The sequence below is a fragment of the Neotamlana sargassicola genome, from assembly GCF_020523965.1.
GTDB lineage: Bacteria > Bacteroidota > Bacteroidia > Flavobacteriales > Flavobacteriaceae > Neotamlana > Neotamlana sargassicola.
Genome location: NZ_JAJAPX010000002.1, coordinates 552,082 through 570,141, shown reverse-complemented (window position 1 = coordinate 570,141; position 18,060 = coordinate 552,082). Strand labels below are relative to the sequence as shown.

Genomic DNA, 18,060 nt, shown 5'->3' with positions numbered 1-18,060 from the left:
TATTATTTATTAGCCAACACCTGCGCTTTACCTATTAAAACTTCAACCTGCGAAGCTTCAGTTGAATTAGCGTAATCTTCTTTTATAGTCTCGAAGTAACCTAATGCTTTACTTGCTTTTCCTAACTCTAAAGCTATTACACCTGCTTTGTACAAATACATTGGTGTAGTGTATTCGTTATCTCGCATATTTGCTGCTTCTTCGTAGTAACTTAAAGCGTCTTCTGGTTGGTTTAACTGAGCAAAAGCATCACCTATATTTCCTTTTGCTAATGGAGCTAAAACCTCATCTTCACTGCTAAAATCACTTAAATACTCAATAGCATTTTTGTAATCTTTCAAATTTAGGTATGCCGTACCAGCATAATAATTTGCTAAATTAGCAGACGGTGTTCCGCTGTATTCATCAATAATATCTAACATACCGAATTTACCTTCTCCTCCAGTTAATGCTAAATTAAATAATGAATCTTTTGCTGTACCTGCATTATTTACAGCCTCGTTAAAATACTTCTGCGCTTGGAACATATCGTTCATAGCGTTAGTTTGTTTTGGCTTAGCAATAAACTCTTTGTACCCCATAGAACCAAGAACTATTAAGGCTACAACACCAATAATAATAAATATATATTTTTGATTTTTTTGTACAAAAGCCTCTGTTTTTGAAGCTGTTTCATCTAAAGTATTAAATACTTCGGCCGTAGTAGAATCCTCTTCAATATCAATTTGCTTTTCTACTTTTGTTTGTGGTTTCCCACCTTTCTTTTTATACGTCGCCATGCTATGCTGTCTAAATTAATGTGGCGCAAAAATAAAATTTTTCTTCATAACTAAAAGCCTATTTATTTGATATTTTTCAATAATTTGCGCTTCTTTAAGCTTGTAAGCCTTTAAATGCATTTATAGTTGCCTTTTTTTATGATTTTAAAATCACTTTCTTTACTTAATTACAAAAATTTCGAGAGTAAATCTTTTGTTTTTAACAACAAAATTAACTGTATTGTAGGTAACAATGGCATTGGAAAAACAAATGTACTCGATGCAATTTATCATTTATCTTTCGGAAAAAGTTATTTTAACCCTGTAGCATCGCAAAACATAAAACACGGTGAAGATTTTTTTGTAATAAATGGTAATTACGAAAAAATTGAAGCTGAAGAAAAAATAACAATAAGTCTAAAACGGGGCCAAAAAAAAATAATTAAACGTAACGGAAAAGCTTACGAAAAATTTAGTGAACATATTGGTTTTTTGCCTTTAGTAATTATTTCGCCTGCCGATAGAGACTTAATTATTGAAGGTAGCGATACCCGCAGAAAATTTATTGATAGCGTAATTTCGCAAAGCGATAAAACTTATTTAAACCAATTAATTAGTTATAATAAAACTCTGGCACAACGTAATGCATTATTAAAATATTTTGCACTAAACCACACGTTTAACCAAGACACACTAGATGTTTACAACAACCAATTAAACGAATACGGCTCTCAAGTTTTTAAAAAACGCGATGCCTTTTTACAAGAATTTATTCCTATTTTTAAGTCGCGCTACAACGCTATTAGTAATGGTAATGAAGAAGTAGATTTGGTATATAATAGCCATTTGTTTGATAATGATTTAGACACACTTTTAAAACAAGCCATTAATAAAGATAAAGCACTACAATACACTAGTGTTGGCATACATAAAGACGATTTACAATTTAATATAGAAACGCACCCCATTAAAAAATTCGGGAGCCAAGGACAACAAAAATCATTTTTAATAGCTTTAAAATTAGCACAGTTCGATTTTATAAAAGCCCAAAGCGGCGTTAACCCTATTTTATTACTCGATGATATTTTTGATAAATTAGATGAAAACCGAGTTGCACAAATTATTAAATTAGTTGACGATGAAAATTTTGGCCAGTTATTTATAAGCGATACACATGCTAACAGAACCGAAAATGCTGTAAAACAAGTACACCAAAGCTACGAGATATTTAACCTGTAAAAACTATGGCAAAACGAAACCACGACCACTTAAGTATTAGCGATGCGCTAAAGCAGTTTGTTGAAACTAACAAGTTAGATAAAGGCCTAGATAAAGTAAACGTTGCTAATGCCTGGGAAAATTTAATGGGTAACGGCATAAACAACTATACCACTTCGGTTAGTTTAGAGCGCGAAACCCTTTATGTTAGCTTAAGCTCCAGTGTACTTCGTGAAGAATTAAGCTACGGAAAACAAAAAATAATTAATATGCTTAACGAAGAGTTAGGCAAAGAAATTATTAAGAATCTGATTTTAAGATAAATACAACTTAAAATTTATTTAAAATAAACCGCTAAAACACCGGTTACTATACTTATTTACATTACCTTTGTCGCTTAATTTAATAAAAACACAATGAGTAAAGGTACCGTAAAATTCTTCAATGATTCAAAAGGATTTGGATTTATCGTAGAAGAGGACAACAACAAAGAACATTTCGTACACATTTCAGGACTTGTCGATGAAATTCGTGAAGGCGATAATGTTGAATTCGATCTACAAGAAGGTAGAAAAGGATTAAACGCCGTAAACGTAAAAGTAATCTAAACATATACTTTAACACTTACAATTTTAAAAAAGTCTGTTTAAAATTTATTTTGAACAGGCTTTTTTTTTATCTTTCGCTTGTCTAACTTTTTGTTAAATAGATAGCTAATAATTATTATTTGGCACTGAGTTTGCATTAACACAAATAATTAATTTAATATCTTAAAAAAAAATGACAGGAACAGTAAAATTCTTCAACGATACCAAAGGATTTGGTTTTATTACAGAAGAAGGTTCAAACAAAGAACATTTTGTTCACATCTCTGGTTTAATTGATGAAATTCAACAAGGAGATAACGTAGAATTCGATTTACAAGAAGGAAGAAAAGGGTTAAACGCTGTAAACGTAAAACTTGTTTAATATAGTAGTAACTTTTTAAGAAAACAAAAGCCCGCAACATTGTTGCGGGCTTTTTTGTATTTATTATAACTAAAAAATTAAAAAGTGTCTCTTCCAGAAAAATGGAAAGCACCTTCAATAGCAGCGTTTTCATCGCTATCGCTTCCATGCACTGCATTTTGGCTAATAGATTCTGCATATAATTTTCTAATAGTTCCTTCTGCTGCATCCTCTGGATTAGTTGCTCCAATTAAAGTTCTAAAATCTTCAACCGCATTTTCTTTTTCAAGAATAGCCGCAACAATTGGCCCGCGAGTCATGTATTCTACTAACTCTCCATAAAACGGACGCTCGCTGTGTATTGCATAAAATTCTTCAGCATCAGCTTTAGTTAATTGTGTTAATTTCATTGCTACAATTTTAAAACCTGAAGCAGAAATTTTTTCTAGTATTGCACCAATGTGTCCTTTTTCAACAGCATCAGGCTTAAGCATTGTAAATGTTCTATTTGTTGCCATATAATGTATTTATTTGCCTGCAAAAGTACGCTATTTATAATTAAAAACAAGTTATTCAATTTTAAAAAAATTGTATCTTCGCAAACTATGAAAAAGCAAGATTTACTCGACATAAAACATTTATTTTCAACCCCAAAACACATCGTAATTGTAGCCCACAAAAACCCAGATGGCGATGCTATTGGCTCATCGCTAGGGTTATTTCATTATTTAAAAAAACTAAATCATAATGTACAGGTTATAATGCCAAACGATTATCCAGAATTTTTAAAATGGGTTCCTGGAAATAACGTTGTTTTAAAATATGAAACAGATAAAGATACTAGCGACAATTTAATTAATTGTGCCGATGTTATTTTTACTCTAGATTTTAATGCTTTCCACAGAACTGGAGAAATGGAAACCGCTCTAGCTAACAGTGAGGCTTTAAAAATAATGATAGATCACCATCAAGCGCCAGATAATTATGCTACCTATACTTATAGCGATGTTAGTATGACCTCTACCTGCGAAATGGTTTACAATTACATAGATTTATTAAACGACACCAATTTAATTGATGCCGATATTGCTACCTGCTTATATTTAGGTATAATGACTGATACTGGTTCGTTTCGTTTTCCATCAACTACAAGTAAAACACATCATATTATTGCCAATTTAATTGAGAAAGGCGCTAATAACTCGCAAATACATAACAATATTTACGACACTAATAGTTTTGAACGTTTACAACTATTGGGTTGTGCTCTTAACAACTTAAAAACCATACCTGAAAGTAAAACGGCTTATATTACACTTTCTCAGGACGAACTTAATCGCTACAATTATAAAAAAGGCTTTACTGAAGGCTTTGTTAATTATGGCTTATCACTACAGGGTATTGTTTTAGCTGCAATTTTTATTGAAGATAAACAGGAAGGTATCATAAAAATCTCATTAAGATCTAAAGGTAATTTTTCGGTAAACTTAATGTCTCGAGAACATTTTAACGGTGGCGGCCACACCAATGCTGCAGGAGGGCGAAGTAGTTTATCTCTAAATGAAACAGTTGAAAAATTTATTAGTATATTACCATCTTACAATAATGCCCTTAATAATGAATAAGTTTTTAACGCTACTAATACCCATTTTTATAATGGGTTGTAAAACACCAGAAGCAAGACGCCCAATTACTGTAAAATCTGGTTCTTTTATTAACGAATCTGTAGAACGTAACAAAAAATTAAATGCTACAGAACATGCCTTAATTGAAAAGTTAATGCAAAAACAAGAGCAAAATTACATTGCATCAGAAAATGGTTTTTGGTATTATTACAATAATAAAATTGAGGCAGATACACTTAGCACACCAAAGTTTGGAGATATTGTAAACTACAATTACAATGTGAAGACCTTAAGCGGAAAGGAAATTTATTCTTTCGAAGACATAAAAACCCAAAACTATGCTATGGATAAAGAAGAATTGTTCGCCGGCATGAGAGAGGGTTTAAAACTTATGAAAACTGGAGAAACAGTAACTTTTATTTTTCCGTCGCAAAAAGCCTATGGCTATTATGGAGACGAGAATAAAATTCAACATAACACCCCTTTAATCTGCGAAGTAACCGTTAACTCAATTACCCAAAATTAAACCCATAAAAAATGAACATCTACAAAAAATCTATTTTCATTTTAAATGTTTTAGTATGTATTAATCTTACTTCATGTAAAGCTCAATACCCTGAACTTGAAGATGGTATTTATGCTGAATTTATTACAAATAAAGGCACTATGGTAGCTAAACTTGAAGCTGAAAAAACTCCAATAACTGTTGCCAATTTTGTTTCGCTCGCAGAAGGCACAAACACTATGGTAGATAGTGCTTATAAAGGTAAAAAGTTTTATAATGGCCTTATTTTTCATAGAGTAATGGATAAATTTATGATTCAAGGTGGAGACCCAACAGGAACAGGCATGGGAAATCCTGGATATAAGTTTAAAGATGAATTTCACCCCGATTTAAAACACGACAAACCAGGAATTTTATCTATGGCAAACTCAGGTCCCAACAGCAATGGCAGCCAGTTTTTTATTACCGAAATACCTAAACCTCATTTAGACAATGTACATAGTGTATTTGGAGAATTGGTTATAGGTTTAAATATTCAAGACTCTATCTCAAATGTAGAAGTAGATAACGCAAATCGCCCAAAAAACGACGTTGTTATTCAAGAGCTAAACATTATTAGAAAAGGTAAAACCGCTAAAAAATTTAAGGCCAACGAAATTTTTATTAATCATTTTGCAGAAGAAGAACGCCTTGCAAAAGAAAAAGCAGAAAAAGAAGCTGCTATTATTAAAGCTTCAAAAGATAAGTTTGATGTCCAAAAAGCTAAAGCTAAAACACTTGAGTCTGGCTTAAAATATTTTGTTTCAGAAAAAGGCACAGGAGAAAAGTTAAAAGATGGCGATATTGTTTTATGCCACTATGCCGTATATTTTGAAAACGCAAAACTACTAGAAACAAGCAAGCTTGAAACAGCAGAAGCACTTGATGCCGTAAACGAAAAAAGAAAATTAGCAGATAAATACGAAGCTGTAGAACTAGAATTAAGTGCAGATGCACCATTAATTGCAGGTTTAAAAGAAGGCTTAAAACAATTAAGCTTAGGAGATAAAGCTACCTTTTTTATTCCATACCATTTAGCCTATGGCGAATATGGCAACCGTGGTATTCCTGGGAAGTCTAATTTAATTTTCGAGATTGAAACCATCTCACTTATTAATTAAAATTTAACAAAAAACATTGTATTTAGGGTTATATTTACCCATAAAATTACACCTATGCATTTACTAAAACTAGATTGGAATCCCGTTACAGGTATTGATATTATTGGAAATTTCAAAATACATTTTTATAGCCTAATGTGGGTTGCGGCTTTTGTAATTGGCTGGTACATAATGAAACGTATTTTTACCAAAGAAAAAATTTCGTTGGATTACCTTGACCCGCTATTTATATATACAGTTTTAGCAACAATGCTCGGGGCTCGTTTAGGGCATGTATTATTCTATCAATCGGAATTAATACAAGAAGATTTTTTTAGCATTTTTCTTCCATTCAGTTTTAAAAATGGTGTAGAATTCACAGGTTTCCAAGGCTTAGCAAGTCACGGAGCAGCTATTGGTATTATTATTGGCATGTATTTATATCGTAAAAAATACAACTACAAATCCATTTTATGGATTTTAGACCGTATTGTGCTTGCGGTGGCTTCAGGCGCTGTTTTTATTAGAATTGGAAACTTTATAAACTCTGAAATTATTGGTAAAACATCTGGAGATTTTCCGTTAGGTGTTCGTTTTATTCAAGATTATTATAATAAATACGAAGTTACCCAAATTACAGGCATAAAAAATGTACAAAAAGCTTATGATGCCATTGCTAATAACGCTGAATTACTTAGCGCTGTACCATACAGACATCCAGCGCAATTATACGAATCGTTTTGCTACATTTTTGTATTCTTAATTTTGTTGTATTTCTATGCTAAAACAAAAAAAAGCGAACAAACCGGATTTTTATTTGGTTTATTTTTAATTCTACTATGGTCTATTCGTTTCTTTATAGAATTTTTTAAAGAACCACAAGGCGACGAATACATAAACTGGTTTGGCTTAAACACAGGGCAATGGTTAAGTATTCCGTTTATTTTAATTGGCCTTTATTTTATGTTTGTTTACAAACCTAAAACAGCAGTAAAATAATGACTTTAAAAAGGTGTTTTTCAGTTATATTGTTGAGTTTTATACTAGTTTATTTCTCTTGTAAAGAAGATAAAAAAGTAATTAAACAAACCGAAATTACTTTTACAAAAGAAGGCGAACTTACAATTTTTAAAAATAATAGCACTCAGGTTAATTTTGATATAGAAATTGCCGAAACCGAATACGAAACGCAAACTGGTTTAATGTATAGAAACAATATGGAGGAAAACCATGGAATGCTTTTTATTTTTAACGATATGCAACCACGTTCATTTTACATGAAAAACACAAAAATTGGTTTAGACTTAATTTTTATTGACGATAACAATAAAATTGTTAGTTTTCAAAAAAACGCAAAACCTTTTAACGAAGCATCCTTACCTTCTAACGTTCCTGCCAAATATGTTTTTGAAATTAATGCCGGTTTAGTTGATGAAAAGCAAATTGCGGTTGGTGATAGTATTAGTTTCAATAGACTTTAACAAGTTATAAAAACAAAAAAGCTCCAATTGAAAAATGAAGAACATCAATTAAAGCTTTTTTAAAACTAACTAACTCAAAACGTGTCAAATATTATTTTTTTTGACAGTGCAAATATGGAGTTATTATATTAACTAATTGTTACGATAATAAAAATTTACTATTATTTAATTATTGTATCCAAAACGTCGCAATTGGTTTTGATTACTTCTCCAGTTTTTATTCACTTTAACATATAAATCTAGGTGAATTTGCTTTCCAAAAAAAGTCTCTAAATCTTTTCTTGCCTCTACTCCTACTCGTTTTAAAGCGCTTCCTTTATGACCAATAATAATGCCTTTTTGCGTATCGCGTTCAACCATAATAACAGAACGTACTCTAATTATTTTTTCTTCTTCAAGAAATTCTTCTGTATCAACCTCGACCGCATAAGGAATTTCTTTTTTGTAATGTAAAAGTATTTTTTCGCGAATGGTTTCGTTTATAAAAAAACGCTCTGGCTTATCGGTAAGTTGATCTTTAGGATAAAACGGCGGAGATTCTGGAAGCATTTCAATAATTCTATTAAATACTTCTTCCACTTGAAAACCTTCAAGAGCCGAAACTGGAATAATTTCGGCATTTGGCACTTGTTTTGCCCAAAGCTGCACTTGTTCTTCCAATTGTTCCTGATTAGAAATATCAATTTTATTTAAAAGCAATAAAACAGGTATTTTAGAATTGGTTATTTTATTAAAAAAGGCTTCATCTTTTAAAGCTTTTTCACCAATTTCTACCATATAAATAAGCACATCGGCATCTTCGAAAGCTGATTTTACGAAACCCATCATCGATTCTTGTAACTCGTAAGCAGGTTTTATAATACCCGGTGTATCGCTAAAAACAACCTGAAAATTATCGCCATTTACAATGCCTAAAATACGATGACGTGTTGTTTGCGCCTTCGATGTAATTATGGATAACTTCTCGCCTACAAAGGCATTCATTAAGGTAGATTTACCAACATTAGGATTACCTATAATATTTACAAAACCAGCTTTGTGCTTCATATTTTAAAAATTTATTTACAGCAAAGGTACAATTTGGTTATTTAAAATAGGACATAAAAAAAGGCGCTAAAAACATTTAGCACCTTTTAACAAAGTTTAAACTTTAATTATTTTAATATTTCTAGTAATTCTACATCGAAAACTAAAGTTGAGTTTGGCTCAATTTTTCCTCCTGGTCTTGGGTTTGAACCGTAGGCTAAATCACTTGGAACAAAAAATTTGTATTTTGCGCCTTCTTTCATTAACTGTAAACCTTCTGTCCATCCTTTAATTACTTGAGTAACTCCAAATTCTGCTGGTGTTCCTTTATCTACAGAACTATCAAAAACAGTTCCGTCTAGTAAGGTACCGTGATAATGTACTTTAACTCTATCGGTTGTTACTGGAGTTGCACCGGTTCCTTCTTTTAAAACGATGTATTGTAATCCACTTTCGGTAGTTACTACACCATCTTTAGTTTTATTTTCTGCTAAAAATTTCTCCCCAGCTTCTTTATTTTCTTTAGCTTTTTCTTGTCTTTTAACTAATTCTTCTTGTTGTTTTTTCTGAAAATACGCTCTTATTAATTGCTGTGCTTCGTTAGCATCTAACTGCATATTTGTAGAATCGGTAACGTTCATAAAACCTTGAATAAAAAGTTCGGTATCGAACTCATCAAAACTTGTTTTTACATTCTTAGCCACATCCATACCAATAGCATAGCTTACAGAATCAATTTCTGATGTTAATGTTTTATTTGTAACACCTTGTTTGTTACATGATACAAGTAGCACAGCTACAATTGCTAAACTTAAAAATCTCATTAGTTTCATATTTTTTATTGATTGCCAAAAATAGGAAAAATAATATTGAACACTGTAAAATTTATAAATAAAAAAGGAATGCTTTCGCATTCCTTTCTTCCAAACAATCAATCAACTTACTTAGTTGCTATCAACAACTATGTGCTTTAAATCTGAATTATTAATCTTTCCTTTTTTTCTGTAAACCCAAGCTATCTGCGCTAATTGCATTATTATTTTTATAGAATCTTTCATGGATAATTTAGAGCCGTCTGCATGAATCCATCGTTTTAATGGCTGTTCGCATAAAAGCGATCTTGCCTTTTCGAGTCCAAAGTGATGACTTATACGTTTAAATATTTCAACATCAAAAATCCATTGAGTTACAAACTTCTCGTTAAATGCAATTTTAATAACGTCTTTTCTAAAGATTTTAGCGCCACATTGAGTGTCTTTAAAATCCATTTTTAATATTTTTCTAATAATATAGTTTATGGTTAAACTAATAATTTTTCTCGCAGATTCTTTGGTTATATCTGCTCCCATTCTGGATATTCTTGAACCACTAACGATTTTAAAATTAGATGTTTCTATGGTTTTTACTAAATCATCAAAATCCTCTAAATCTGTAGATAAATCAGCATCAAGAAAGCCTATAAAATCTAAATCCTCTTTTTTAGCCATGTACAACATACCTAATCTTACTGCTTCAGCCTTTCCTCCATTTTTTTCACAATCATAAACCGAAATAAAATCTTCTCGACCTTCTTGTAAATTTTTTAAAACTCCTAAGGTATTATCCTTACTGCCATCATTTACAAAACATAAATGATAACCAGAGTATTTATCTATATAGTTTAAAAACTCGTCGCTTAATAACCGTTCCTCTTCATTATAACATGGAATTACCACGCCTACACAACGTTGCTGTATCATTACATTACTTTCTAATGCAGATTTCTCTATTTCTGGAGCACCTATTAAACGTTTAACGCGCGCACAAACTTCGTTTAAGCTTAACGGCTTTTTCATGTAATCGTCTATTCCCAGCTCAAAACCTTTAGTAATAACATCGTCTTGTGTATTACCAGAAAGGACCATAAGTGGTGTTTTTGGTTTTGCAGAATTCCTAATAAACTCAACAACCTCTAAACCTGATATTTCAGGCATGTTAATATCTACAATAACTAAATCGGGCCTTAGGCCTTTAAAAATTTCAAGAGCACTTTTGGCATCAGTTTCTATTACCACATCGTACCCTAGCTCTTCAAGCCTTTTTTGTAAAGGCAGCAAAACTAGTTGCTGATCGTCGATTGCTAAAATTTTCATAGGTTGATTGGTTGGGGTTAATTACGAGGTAAATTTATTGCACATACTGTACGAAAATCCATATTTTAGTTGAATGAATTATAAAGTGTAGACGAAACGCTATTTAGTATAGACGATTAAAAAAGCTTTCGTTAATGTATTTTATATATTTACACTTCTTTAAATAAATATCTTGAAGCCCGAAAAATCAAATAAATTTTTAATTGCTGCACTTTTACTAGGTTTAGCTTTTCATGGTAGTTCTATTTTTTTTACTCTAGAAACTACTTATGATGCTTTAATTCATTTATTTTTTGCAGACCATTACGCAAATAGTTGGTTTGAACCTTGGAATTACGAATGGTATACAGGTTTTACGGTACAGAGTTATCCGCCATTAGTACATCAATCTATAGGTGTGCTTTCTTATATAGGAGGCGTTAAGTTTGGCATGTTTACCGTGGCATTAATTGCAATAACCTTATTTATTACAGGAACCTACCGATTTTCTTTAATGATGACAGCTAATAAAACCGTTGCTGGTTATGCGTGCGTGTTGGCTGTGTTTTCGTCATCTTTTGTTGAAACGCTTCATATTTTTGGGCAACTACCAAGTATTGTTGGTGTTTCGGTTTTAATGCACGCCTTACCAGAAATTTATTTATGGCTAAAAACCGGCAAAAAATGGTATTTAGCTACTTGTTTATCTTTAATATCGGTTACTGTAACCTCGCATCATGTTACGCCTATTTTTGGAATGGTATTTTTTATTTTCCCTTTAATAGGAATGGTTTTAATGGATGTATCTAAAGAACAAGTTGGCTCCATGAAAGCCGTTACTTTTAAAGTGTTTTTAAATAGTTTTTTTAAATTATTTAAACGCATTGTTGTTTTTGGTATGCTCTCTTTGGTGCTTATTGTTGGTTGTATTTTTCCTTATTGGTTAAATTCTAAAGCCAACCCAATTACGCAGGTTCCTATTCCGCATGGGTCGCGCGATAATTTTTTAGAAATCACCTCATCTGGTCTCGTTTTCTTTTTAATTCCTTGGGGAATATTACTTGTTTTATTACCGTATATTTTTTACCGATATTACAGTAAACGCTATTTGTTTTTTGGTTTATCGGTTACTATATGTACCATTTTAGGAACCGGAGGCACAACACCCGTTCCTTTAAAAATGTTAGGCGAAACCGCTTTTAATATTTTAACATTAGACCGTTTTACACTTTGGGCTTCTATACTTTCTATTCCTATGATGGGTGAGTTTGCCTATCGTTTTGTAGAAGGAGACATGAAAGATGCTATTCAGAAAAAATTTGGAGGTGTTTATCACAGAATAATTGGAGGTATTTTAGCAGGCTTATTAGTGTTCATGGTAATTTTTACTATGAGTTTAAATTATTTTAGGCCATCGCAACCTCAAAAAATAAAAATGCTTCCTATTGTGAATTTTTTAAATCAAGATGATCATGATAAATGGCGATTTTTAACTCTTGGTTTTGGCGACCAAATGGCCTGGTTAAGTGCGCAAACTAACGCCATGACTGTAGACGGTAATTACCATTCTGCAAGAAGATTACCTGAATTAACAACGCGACCTATAGAGCGCCTAGAAAACTCAAAATTTAAAGGTGTAGCCGGTATTGGCTCTTTACAGCAATTTTTAACTACTCCAGAAAAATATAATTTAAAATACATTTTTTCAAACGATAAATTTTACGATCCTATTCTATACTTCTGCGGTTGGCAACGCTTAAGGCAACTAGAAAACGGCATTATGGTTTGGGAACGTTTAAACATCCCTCCTGTTTCAGAAATATTACCTAAAGAAGATGTGGCTAAGTGGTTAAAAATACACTGGGGTATCATGCCTTTTTTAACAGTAATAGTAGCTTTTATTCTAAACATACAAATGTTATGGGTTATTATGTTAAAAACTCGGTTTAAACCCATTCCAGAATTCTTAAAATTCCCTATACAATACAATAAATTTAATAGAAATATAATAAGAATAACACATGTTTGGTCTTTAATATTAGCCTTTATTATATTTTATGGCATATATCTTTTTTATTTAAAAAACGACTCGCAACGAAGTCCTGAAAATGCCATAATGGCATATTACGACGCCTTAGATTTTAAAGAATTTGAAAAAGCTCATAGTTTAATAGATCCTGCAAGTAATTTACCTATAGCACAGTATATGCTAGAAATATCGGTAACAGATGGACTTTTAAGTAGCTATGCTAAAATGGATGCCATAGAATCTGAAATAACAATACATAACGACAGTACTGTTTCGGCTAAAGTAACGACCCAATGGATTACGCCTCTAGAAAAAATTGAGAAGGTAGATTATAAATCCTTATCAAAAATTAAAGGAAAATGGTATTTACAACCCGACGATTTAAACAACGATTTACCGCCAGACCAACTATACTCAAATAATGTTACGAAATATTACAACCAAGGTAGACGCCGAATTACCACAGAACAAACCCATCATGAAGATATTTTAAAGCAACCTGTTTTAGAAGTTATTTCGGCCAAATTAGTAAAATACAATGGTAGTTATGCCATTATTGGAGAAGTACAGAATATAGATAATGTTCCGGCCGATGTTATTTTAAAAGGTACACTTTATAATGACGACGACAAACAATTAGCAACGTACAATGCAAAATATCATATTAAGCATAAGTTAATGCCAAAGGAATCGAGTTGCTTTAGAATTAATTTTGAAGGCATTGCATGGTCCAAAACCCAAGATTCTATTCCAGATACCTTTAATCCAGACGAATTTACTCCAGTTGAATTTGAAGAACAACCCACAAAGTTTAACCTGCAAGCTGCTGGAAATGTTGCTGGTTCAGATTTATATAAAGGTGTCGTTTTAAGTGATGTTAATATTACTAAAAACTATATTTATGGAAATTTATTTAATAGTGGTATTCAAGAAATAACAATACCTCAGCTTTTAATTTCTTATTACGATGATAATAAAAACATGCTTTGGGTTGATCATTTTTTTGTTAAAGAAGGCGTAAGACAAGAACGTAAACAAAATTTTGAATACCAAATTTTAGACTCCGGTGCCGTAAAAATTATAAACACCAGCATGGAAAACATTTTTGTTAACGGTTTACCCAACAGCGATATTTCAAATAAAATTATTCCAAACAGAATTACAAACCACATAAATAATGAATTACAACCTATAAATCATCCAGATTTTAGCTATATTAAAATTGAAATTAACACTTACATTGGCAGCCCTTTTTAATGAATTTTAAATCCATTTACATATTACTTTTAAGTATTTGGCTGGCTTCGCCTTTGGTTTTTGCTCAGAAAAACACTTCAGTTAAACTTTTAACAACTAAAACAGAGTTTACCGTAGGCAGCCACATTGTTTTAAAGTTTAAAAACGTAAATAATAACACACCTTTACTTTACTGCTCAAACAGTTACGGCACTACTTTGGTATCAGGCACTATCAACAATTTAAATTTAGAATATACTTTACCTGAAAATATAGCAAAAAAAATAGGTGTGATAAATTGGAAAATTTTAGACAAAAATTATCCAACTTCAGGTAAACTATACATAAAACCAAAAGCTGAAGTTGCCACAATGGAAACCTATATTGGTCCTCCTAGTATTGAAGCTGGAGGAACAGATTATAGCATGCTTGTTGTAATTCCTACCGATTCTTTAGATAACCCTGTACCTACAAATACGCCTGTAAAAGTTAAAAATCAGTTTTTAAATTCTGAAGAAGTTGATAACGTTTTCACTAAAAATCTAATTGCTTTTAAAAACATATACTCAAAAAAACAAGATGGTCGTATTTTGGTGTCTTCTGAAGCTTTAGGAACGAATTCAAAAGAATTTACAATTAATGCAATGCCTGCAGTTCCAACTCGTTTTAAAATTTCATATTCCAGCCCTCATAACTACGCCGATGGAAATCAAATTACCAACTTTACAACTTCTGTTATAAAAGACAGATTTAATAATGTAGTTAGCGACGGTACTTATGTTGATTTTTTTATAAAAAATGCAGAAGGAAACATTCTAAAAACATCTGGCTTAACACTAAATGGAGTTGCTAATTCTAAAATTATACATCCAGACCACGCCGATAATTGGTCTGTAAAAGCTTACATTAATGGTATGGCAGAAAGTAACATTATAACTTTAAACTACAAACAAGTAGTTAAAGATTTTAATGTGGCATTTACAAATAAAAACCGAACCATTTCAGTTGGTCCTTTACAAAGTTTCATGAACCAAATGATTCCAGATGGTTTACACGTAAAACTTTACATCTATTCTAACAACCAGCTGGTTAAAATACTAACCAAAACCACATTTAATGGTTACGTATATTTTAACTTAAAACCTGCCATATACAAAAATAACAACTACAATTTTAAAATTGAAACAGCAGGAATAACCAAACAATTTAATAAAAAGCTATGGTAAGTATTAATAAAAATATAATGCGTACGGTTTTATTAGCATCTTACATTTTGCTTATTGCCCTAATAGTATCTGCACTTAGCGGTATTTTTAGTTATTTAAACACCGGTGCCGATCGTAGTAAAATGCTGCACACAGAAATTGCAAAAGTTGAACAATATTTACCTAAAATGACTTGGGAATCCTTAAGCAATGAAGGTCGCCCTATGGATAAAGAAAACTTAAACGCCTTACAAAACGATTATTTAGATGCTTGGTACGTTAAGCAAATTGCCTATAAAACCAACAAAACAGCTGGTATTAAAGATTATTATACAGAACATGCTAGAGAAAATCTATTTGAGTATATTGAGCTAAATAAAAAACAAAACATAACTATTGAAGCAACCACTTTAAAACACAACCCTAAACTTGAATTCTTTAGCGAAGACGGTCAATTAGCTGTTTTAACAGATAATAACGTAAAAGAATACAAACGTGTTTTTAAAAATGATAGTTTAGTTTACGAAACCACTGAAATCTCTACATACAAAGTAGTTTTTTTATTAGAAGATGGGTTTTGGCGTATTAGGCATATGGTAAAAGAAGATGAAAAAGACAATACCGATATACCCCAAACAAGCCCGCTTAACAATTTTAAAATTAAAGGAATTAATTACTACCCACAAGCAACTCCTTGGAAAATGTTTGGCGATGATTTCTCTGCAGACACTATTAATAAAGATTTTAAAATAATTAAAAATGCAGGTTTAAATTCAATACGAATTTTTATACAATATGAAGATTTTGGAAAAGCAGACATTGATAATAATAAGATAAGTAAACTACTTACAACTCTAGATATTGCTGAAGCTAACAATCTAAAAGTAGTTTTAACCTTATTCGATTTTTATGGTAATTACACCGTAATGGATTGGACTTTAAACCAACGCCACGCAGAAAAAATAGTGTTAGCCGTTAAAAACCATAAAGCACTATTGGCCTACGACATTAAAAACGAACCCAATCTAGATTTTGAATCTAGAGGAAAAGATAATGTTATCGCTTGGCTTGAAAACATGATTGTTTTAGTTAAATCTATAGATGAAAAGCACCCGATAACTATAGGATGGTCTAACACAGAAAGTGCCACTATTTTAAAGGACAAAGTAGATTTTATATCCTTTCACTATTATGAAGATTTAGAGGTATTAAACGATGAAATAAAACATTTAAAAAATCTTATCCCTAACAAACCGATTGTAATGCAAGAGTTTGGGCTGTCCAGTTACAGAGGCTTATGGAAGCCTTTTGGTAGTACAGAAGAAGATCAAGCCAACTATCATAAAAAAATACAAGAAATAATTACTAACCAAAACTTACAGTTTATGTCTTGGACATTATACGACTTTGTAGAAATACCAAAGGAAGTCGTAGGACGACTTCCTTGGAAAAAACGGGTTCAAGGTAATTTTGGTTTTATTAACCAAAATGGAGAGACTAAACCTGCGTTTAAATATATAAATACTATAGAATAATCTCATTTTTGCTATTAACCTTGGGGGGTTTTGAGCCTCGTTTTATTTCTATAATTTTTTTAAACCTGTTTAAATACATATCTGCTATAACATCCATAGGGTAAGCTGTGGCTGCTTTATAATTTGCCTTACCTAACTCTATTCTATAAGCATCATTTGTAACAATATTTTCAATAGCATTGGCTAAACTTTCAACAGAATTGGGTTCAAAAAACTCACCTCTATAACCTTCATCTTGTACAAGCAAAGCTAAATCTCCTAAATCTGGCATAACTACTGCTTTACCATAACTTCCTGCTTGGTGTAAAACTCCAGAGCTTCCAGTGGTAGAAGTATAAGGAAAAACGACAACCGCACTTTCGTTAAAAACCAACGGCACTTCATGTTCCTCTACATAACCTGTAAAAACTACTTGAGACACATGCCTGTAATCCTCTTTTACTTGCGCTAAATACCCAGGTACATTGGGGTTATCTGTTCCTGCTATAACCACTTCTAAATCTAACCCTGTTTTAGCCCGTACTTTTTCTACCGCTTCAATCATCCCTTCTACTTTTTTGTAAGTACCAAACTTTCCAAAAGTCATTATTTGCATTGGTTCTGTTGGTATTTTATAGTTAGGTTCGTCGGCTATTTCAAAAGTACCGTGCGGTATAAGTGTTATATTTTGAGCTTTATATTTTTCTTGCAAAATATCAACATATTTCTGCATAGTAACTGCAACAGTATCTGCTTGCAAAATTAATTTGGTTAAAGATGTTCCAATAAAACCATATATTTTTTGCATTAGTTTACTATTAGTAAAACCAGCACTTCCTAAATCAACTTCTTCTAAAATGTTGTGTAACAAAACAATATTTGGTATACCTTTTAACTTACAAACCAGTGGTAACATTAACCCTAAAGCTGCAGCTATTTTTTTATCTCCAAACTTCATAAACTGCAAATTAAACAACACAGCATCTGGCTTAGTTTGGTTTATGGCTTTATTTACACTTAAAATATTTGTATAACTATTAAAGCTCCAGCATTCTTTAACAATTATTTTACAACCATCTTCCATAAAACAAAGATCTTTTTCTTCTTTAGTTTTATCGGTTAGTAAAATAAGTTCTGTAACATCTTCTTTTTTTCTAAACTGTTTAACCAAGTGGTATGCGTATTCATTTAATGTAACCTTACTTGGCGGATATGCTGTTACTATTGCTAATTTCATAATAGATATTTGTTGAGACTGATTAATT

General features: G+C 31.7%; 18 protein-coding genes. 12 read left to right on the top strand and 6 right to left on the bottom strand.

Features of this window, described 5'->3' with window-relative positions:
• Positions 1–2 precede the first annotated feature (2 nt).
• Positions 3–779 (bottom strand): tetratricopeptide repeat protein, encoded by a 777-nt coding sequence (locus tag LG651_RS07015; protein WP_226695423.1) that lies wholly within the window; start codon positions 777–779, stop codon positions 3–5.
• A gap of 138 nt (positions 780–917) precedes the next feature.
• Between LG651_RS07015 and recF the strand changes: the two genes are divergently transcribed.
• The 4 genes from recF (at position 918) to LG651_RS06995 (ending at position 2,945) form a co-directional block, all read left to right on the top strand.
• Positions 918–1,997, top strand: a complete 1,080-nt coding sequence (gene recF, locus LG651_RS07010) for a DNA replication/repair protein RecF (RefSeq protein WP_226695422.1) — start codon at positions 918–920, stop codon at positions 1,995–1,997.
• 5 nt (positions 1,998–2,002) lie between these two features.
• Positions 2,003–2,299, top strand: a complete 297-nt coding sequence (locus LG651_RS07005) for a DUF721 domain-containing protein (RefSeq protein WP_226695421.1) — start codon at positions 2,003–2,005, stop codon at positions 2,297–2,299.
• A 93-nt stretch (positions 2,300–2,392) separates the two neighbouring features.
• On the top strand, positions 2,393–2,584 hold the full coding sequence (locus LG651_RS07000) for a cold-shock protein (RefSeq protein ID WP_226695420.1): 192 nt from the start codon (positions 2,393–2,395) through the stop codon (positions 2,582–2,584).
• Between the two features lie 172 nt (positions 2,585–2,756).
• Positions 2,757–2,945: a cold-shock protein gene (locus LG651_RS06995; protein ID WP_226543938.1), complete on the top strand. Its 189-nt coding sequence runs from the start codon at positions 2,757–2,759 to the stop codon at positions 2,943–2,945.
• A gap of 77 nt (positions 2,946–3,022) precedes the next feature.
• Here LG651_RS06995 and LG651_RS06990 read toward each other — a convergent pair whose 3' ends face one another.
• Positions 3,023–3,442, bottom strand: coding sequence for a nucleoside-diphosphate kinase (locus tag LG651_RS06990; protein ID WP_226695419.1), 420 nt, complete (start codon positions 3,440–3,442; stop codon positions 3,023–3,025).
• Positions 3,443–3,529: 87 nt separating this feature from the next.
• Here LG651_RS06990 and LG651_RS06985 point away from each other — a divergent pair, with 87 nt between their 5' ends.
• Genes LG651_RS06985 through LG651_RS06965 form a run of 5 tightly spaced genes read left to right on the top strand, consistent with a single transcriptional unit; the run spans position 3,530 to position 7,674 of the window.
• On the top strand, positions 3,530–4,549 hold the full coding sequence (locus LG651_RS06985; protein WP_226695418.1) for a DHH family phosphoesterase: 1,020 nt from the start codon (positions 3,530–3,532) through the stop codon (positions 4,547–4,549).
• Positions 4,542–5,075 carry a gliding motility-associated peptidyl-prolyl isomerase GldI gene (gene gldI, locus LG651_RS06980; RefSeq protein WP_226695417.1) on the top strand — a complete coding sequence of 178 codons (534 nt, stop codon included), beginning with the start codon at positions 4,542–4,544 and terminating at the stop codon, positions 5,073–5,075. The genes LG651_RS06985 and gldI overlap by 8 nt, the downstream gene beginning before the upstream one ends.
• A gap of 11 nt (positions 5,076–5,086) precedes the next feature.
• Entirely contained in the window at positions 5,087–6,214 is a 1,128-nt protein-coding gene (locus LG651_RS06975) for a peptidylprolyl isomerase (RefSeq protein ID WP_226695416.1), read from the top strand.
• Positions 6,215–6,268: 54 nt separating this feature from the next.
• Positions 6,269–7,192 carry a prolipoprotein diacylglyceryl transferase gene (gene lgt, locus LG651_RS06970; protein WP_226695415.1) on the top strand — a complete coding sequence of 308 codons (924 nt, stop codon included), beginning with the start codon at positions 6,269–6,271 and terminating at the stop codon, positions 7,190–7,192.
• 32 nt (positions 7,193–7,224) lie between these two features.
• Positions 7,225–7,674 carry a DUF192 domain-containing protein gene (locus LG651_RS06965; protein WP_317197714.1) on the top strand — a complete coding sequence of 150 codons (450 nt, stop codon included), beginning with the start codon at positions 7,225–7,227 and terminating at the stop codon, positions 7,672–7,674.
• A gap of 165 nt (positions 7,675–7,839) precedes the next feature.
• On the opposite strand, the gene era is transcribed toward LG651_RS06965, so the two are convergent.
• From era to LG651_RS06950, 3 genes are all read right to left on the bottom strand, one after another.
• A complete protein-coding gene (era, locus tag LG651_RS06960) occupies positions 7,840–8,721 on the bottom strand; it encodes a GTPase Era (RefSeq protein ID WP_226695413.1) in 882 nt (293 codons plus the stop codon).
• A 107-nt stretch (positions 8,722–8,828) separates the two neighbouring features.
• Positions 8,829–9,524 carry an FKBP-type peptidyl-prolyl cis-trans isomerase gene (locus LG651_RS06955; protein ID WP_317197713.1) on the bottom strand — a complete coding sequence of 232 codons (696 nt, stop codon included), beginning with the start codon at positions 9,522–9,524 and terminating at the stop codon, positions 8,829–8,831.
• A 120-nt stretch (positions 9,525–9,644) separates the two neighbouring features.
• Positions 9,645–10,832, bottom strand: coding sequence for a response regulator (locus LG651_RS06950; protein ID WP_226695411.1), 1,188 nt, complete (start codon positions 10,830–10,832; stop codon positions 9,645–9,647).
• Positions 10,833–11,004: 172 nt separating this feature from the next.
• Here LG651_RS06950 and LG651_RS06945 point away from each other — a divergent pair, with 172 nt between their 5' ends.
• Genes LG651_RS06945 through LG651_RS06935 form a run of 3 tightly spaced genes read left to right on the top strand, consistent with a single transcriptional unit; the run spans position 11,005 to position 16,816 of the window.
• Positions 11,005–14,097, top strand: coding sequence for a hypothetical protein (locus LG651_RS06945; protein WP_226695410.1), 3,093 nt, complete (start codon positions 11,005–11,007; stop codon positions 14,095–14,097).
• The gene (locus tag LG651_RS06940) at positions 14,097–15,302 is read left to right on the top strand and encodes a hypothetical protein (protein ID WP_226695409.1); all 1,206 of its coding nucleotides are present in this window, start codon (positions 14,097–14,099) and stop codon (positions 15,300–15,302) included. The genes LG651_RS06945 and LG651_RS06940 overlap by 1 nt, the downstream gene beginning before the upstream one ends.
• Positions 15,296–16,816 carry a glycoside hydrolase family 2 TIM barrel-domain containing protein gene (locus tag LG651_RS06935; RefSeq protein WP_226695408.1) on the top strand — a complete coding sequence of 507 codons (1,521 nt, stop codon included), beginning with the start codon at positions 15,296–15,298 and terminating at the stop codon, positions 16,814–16,816. Before LG651_RS06940 ends, LG651_RS06935 begins: the two co-directional genes overlap by 7 nt.
• Here the strand turns inward: LG651_RS06935 and LG651_RS06930 are convergent.
• On the bottom strand, positions 16,806–18,032 hold the full coding sequence (locus LG651_RS06930) for a glycosyltransferase (RefSeq protein ID WP_226695407.1): 1,227 nt from the start codon (positions 18,030–18,032) through the stop codon (positions 16,806–16,808). The genes LG651_RS06935 and LG651_RS06930 overlap by 11 nt on opposite strands.
• Between the last annotated feature and the right edge of the window lie 28 nt (positions 18,033–18,060).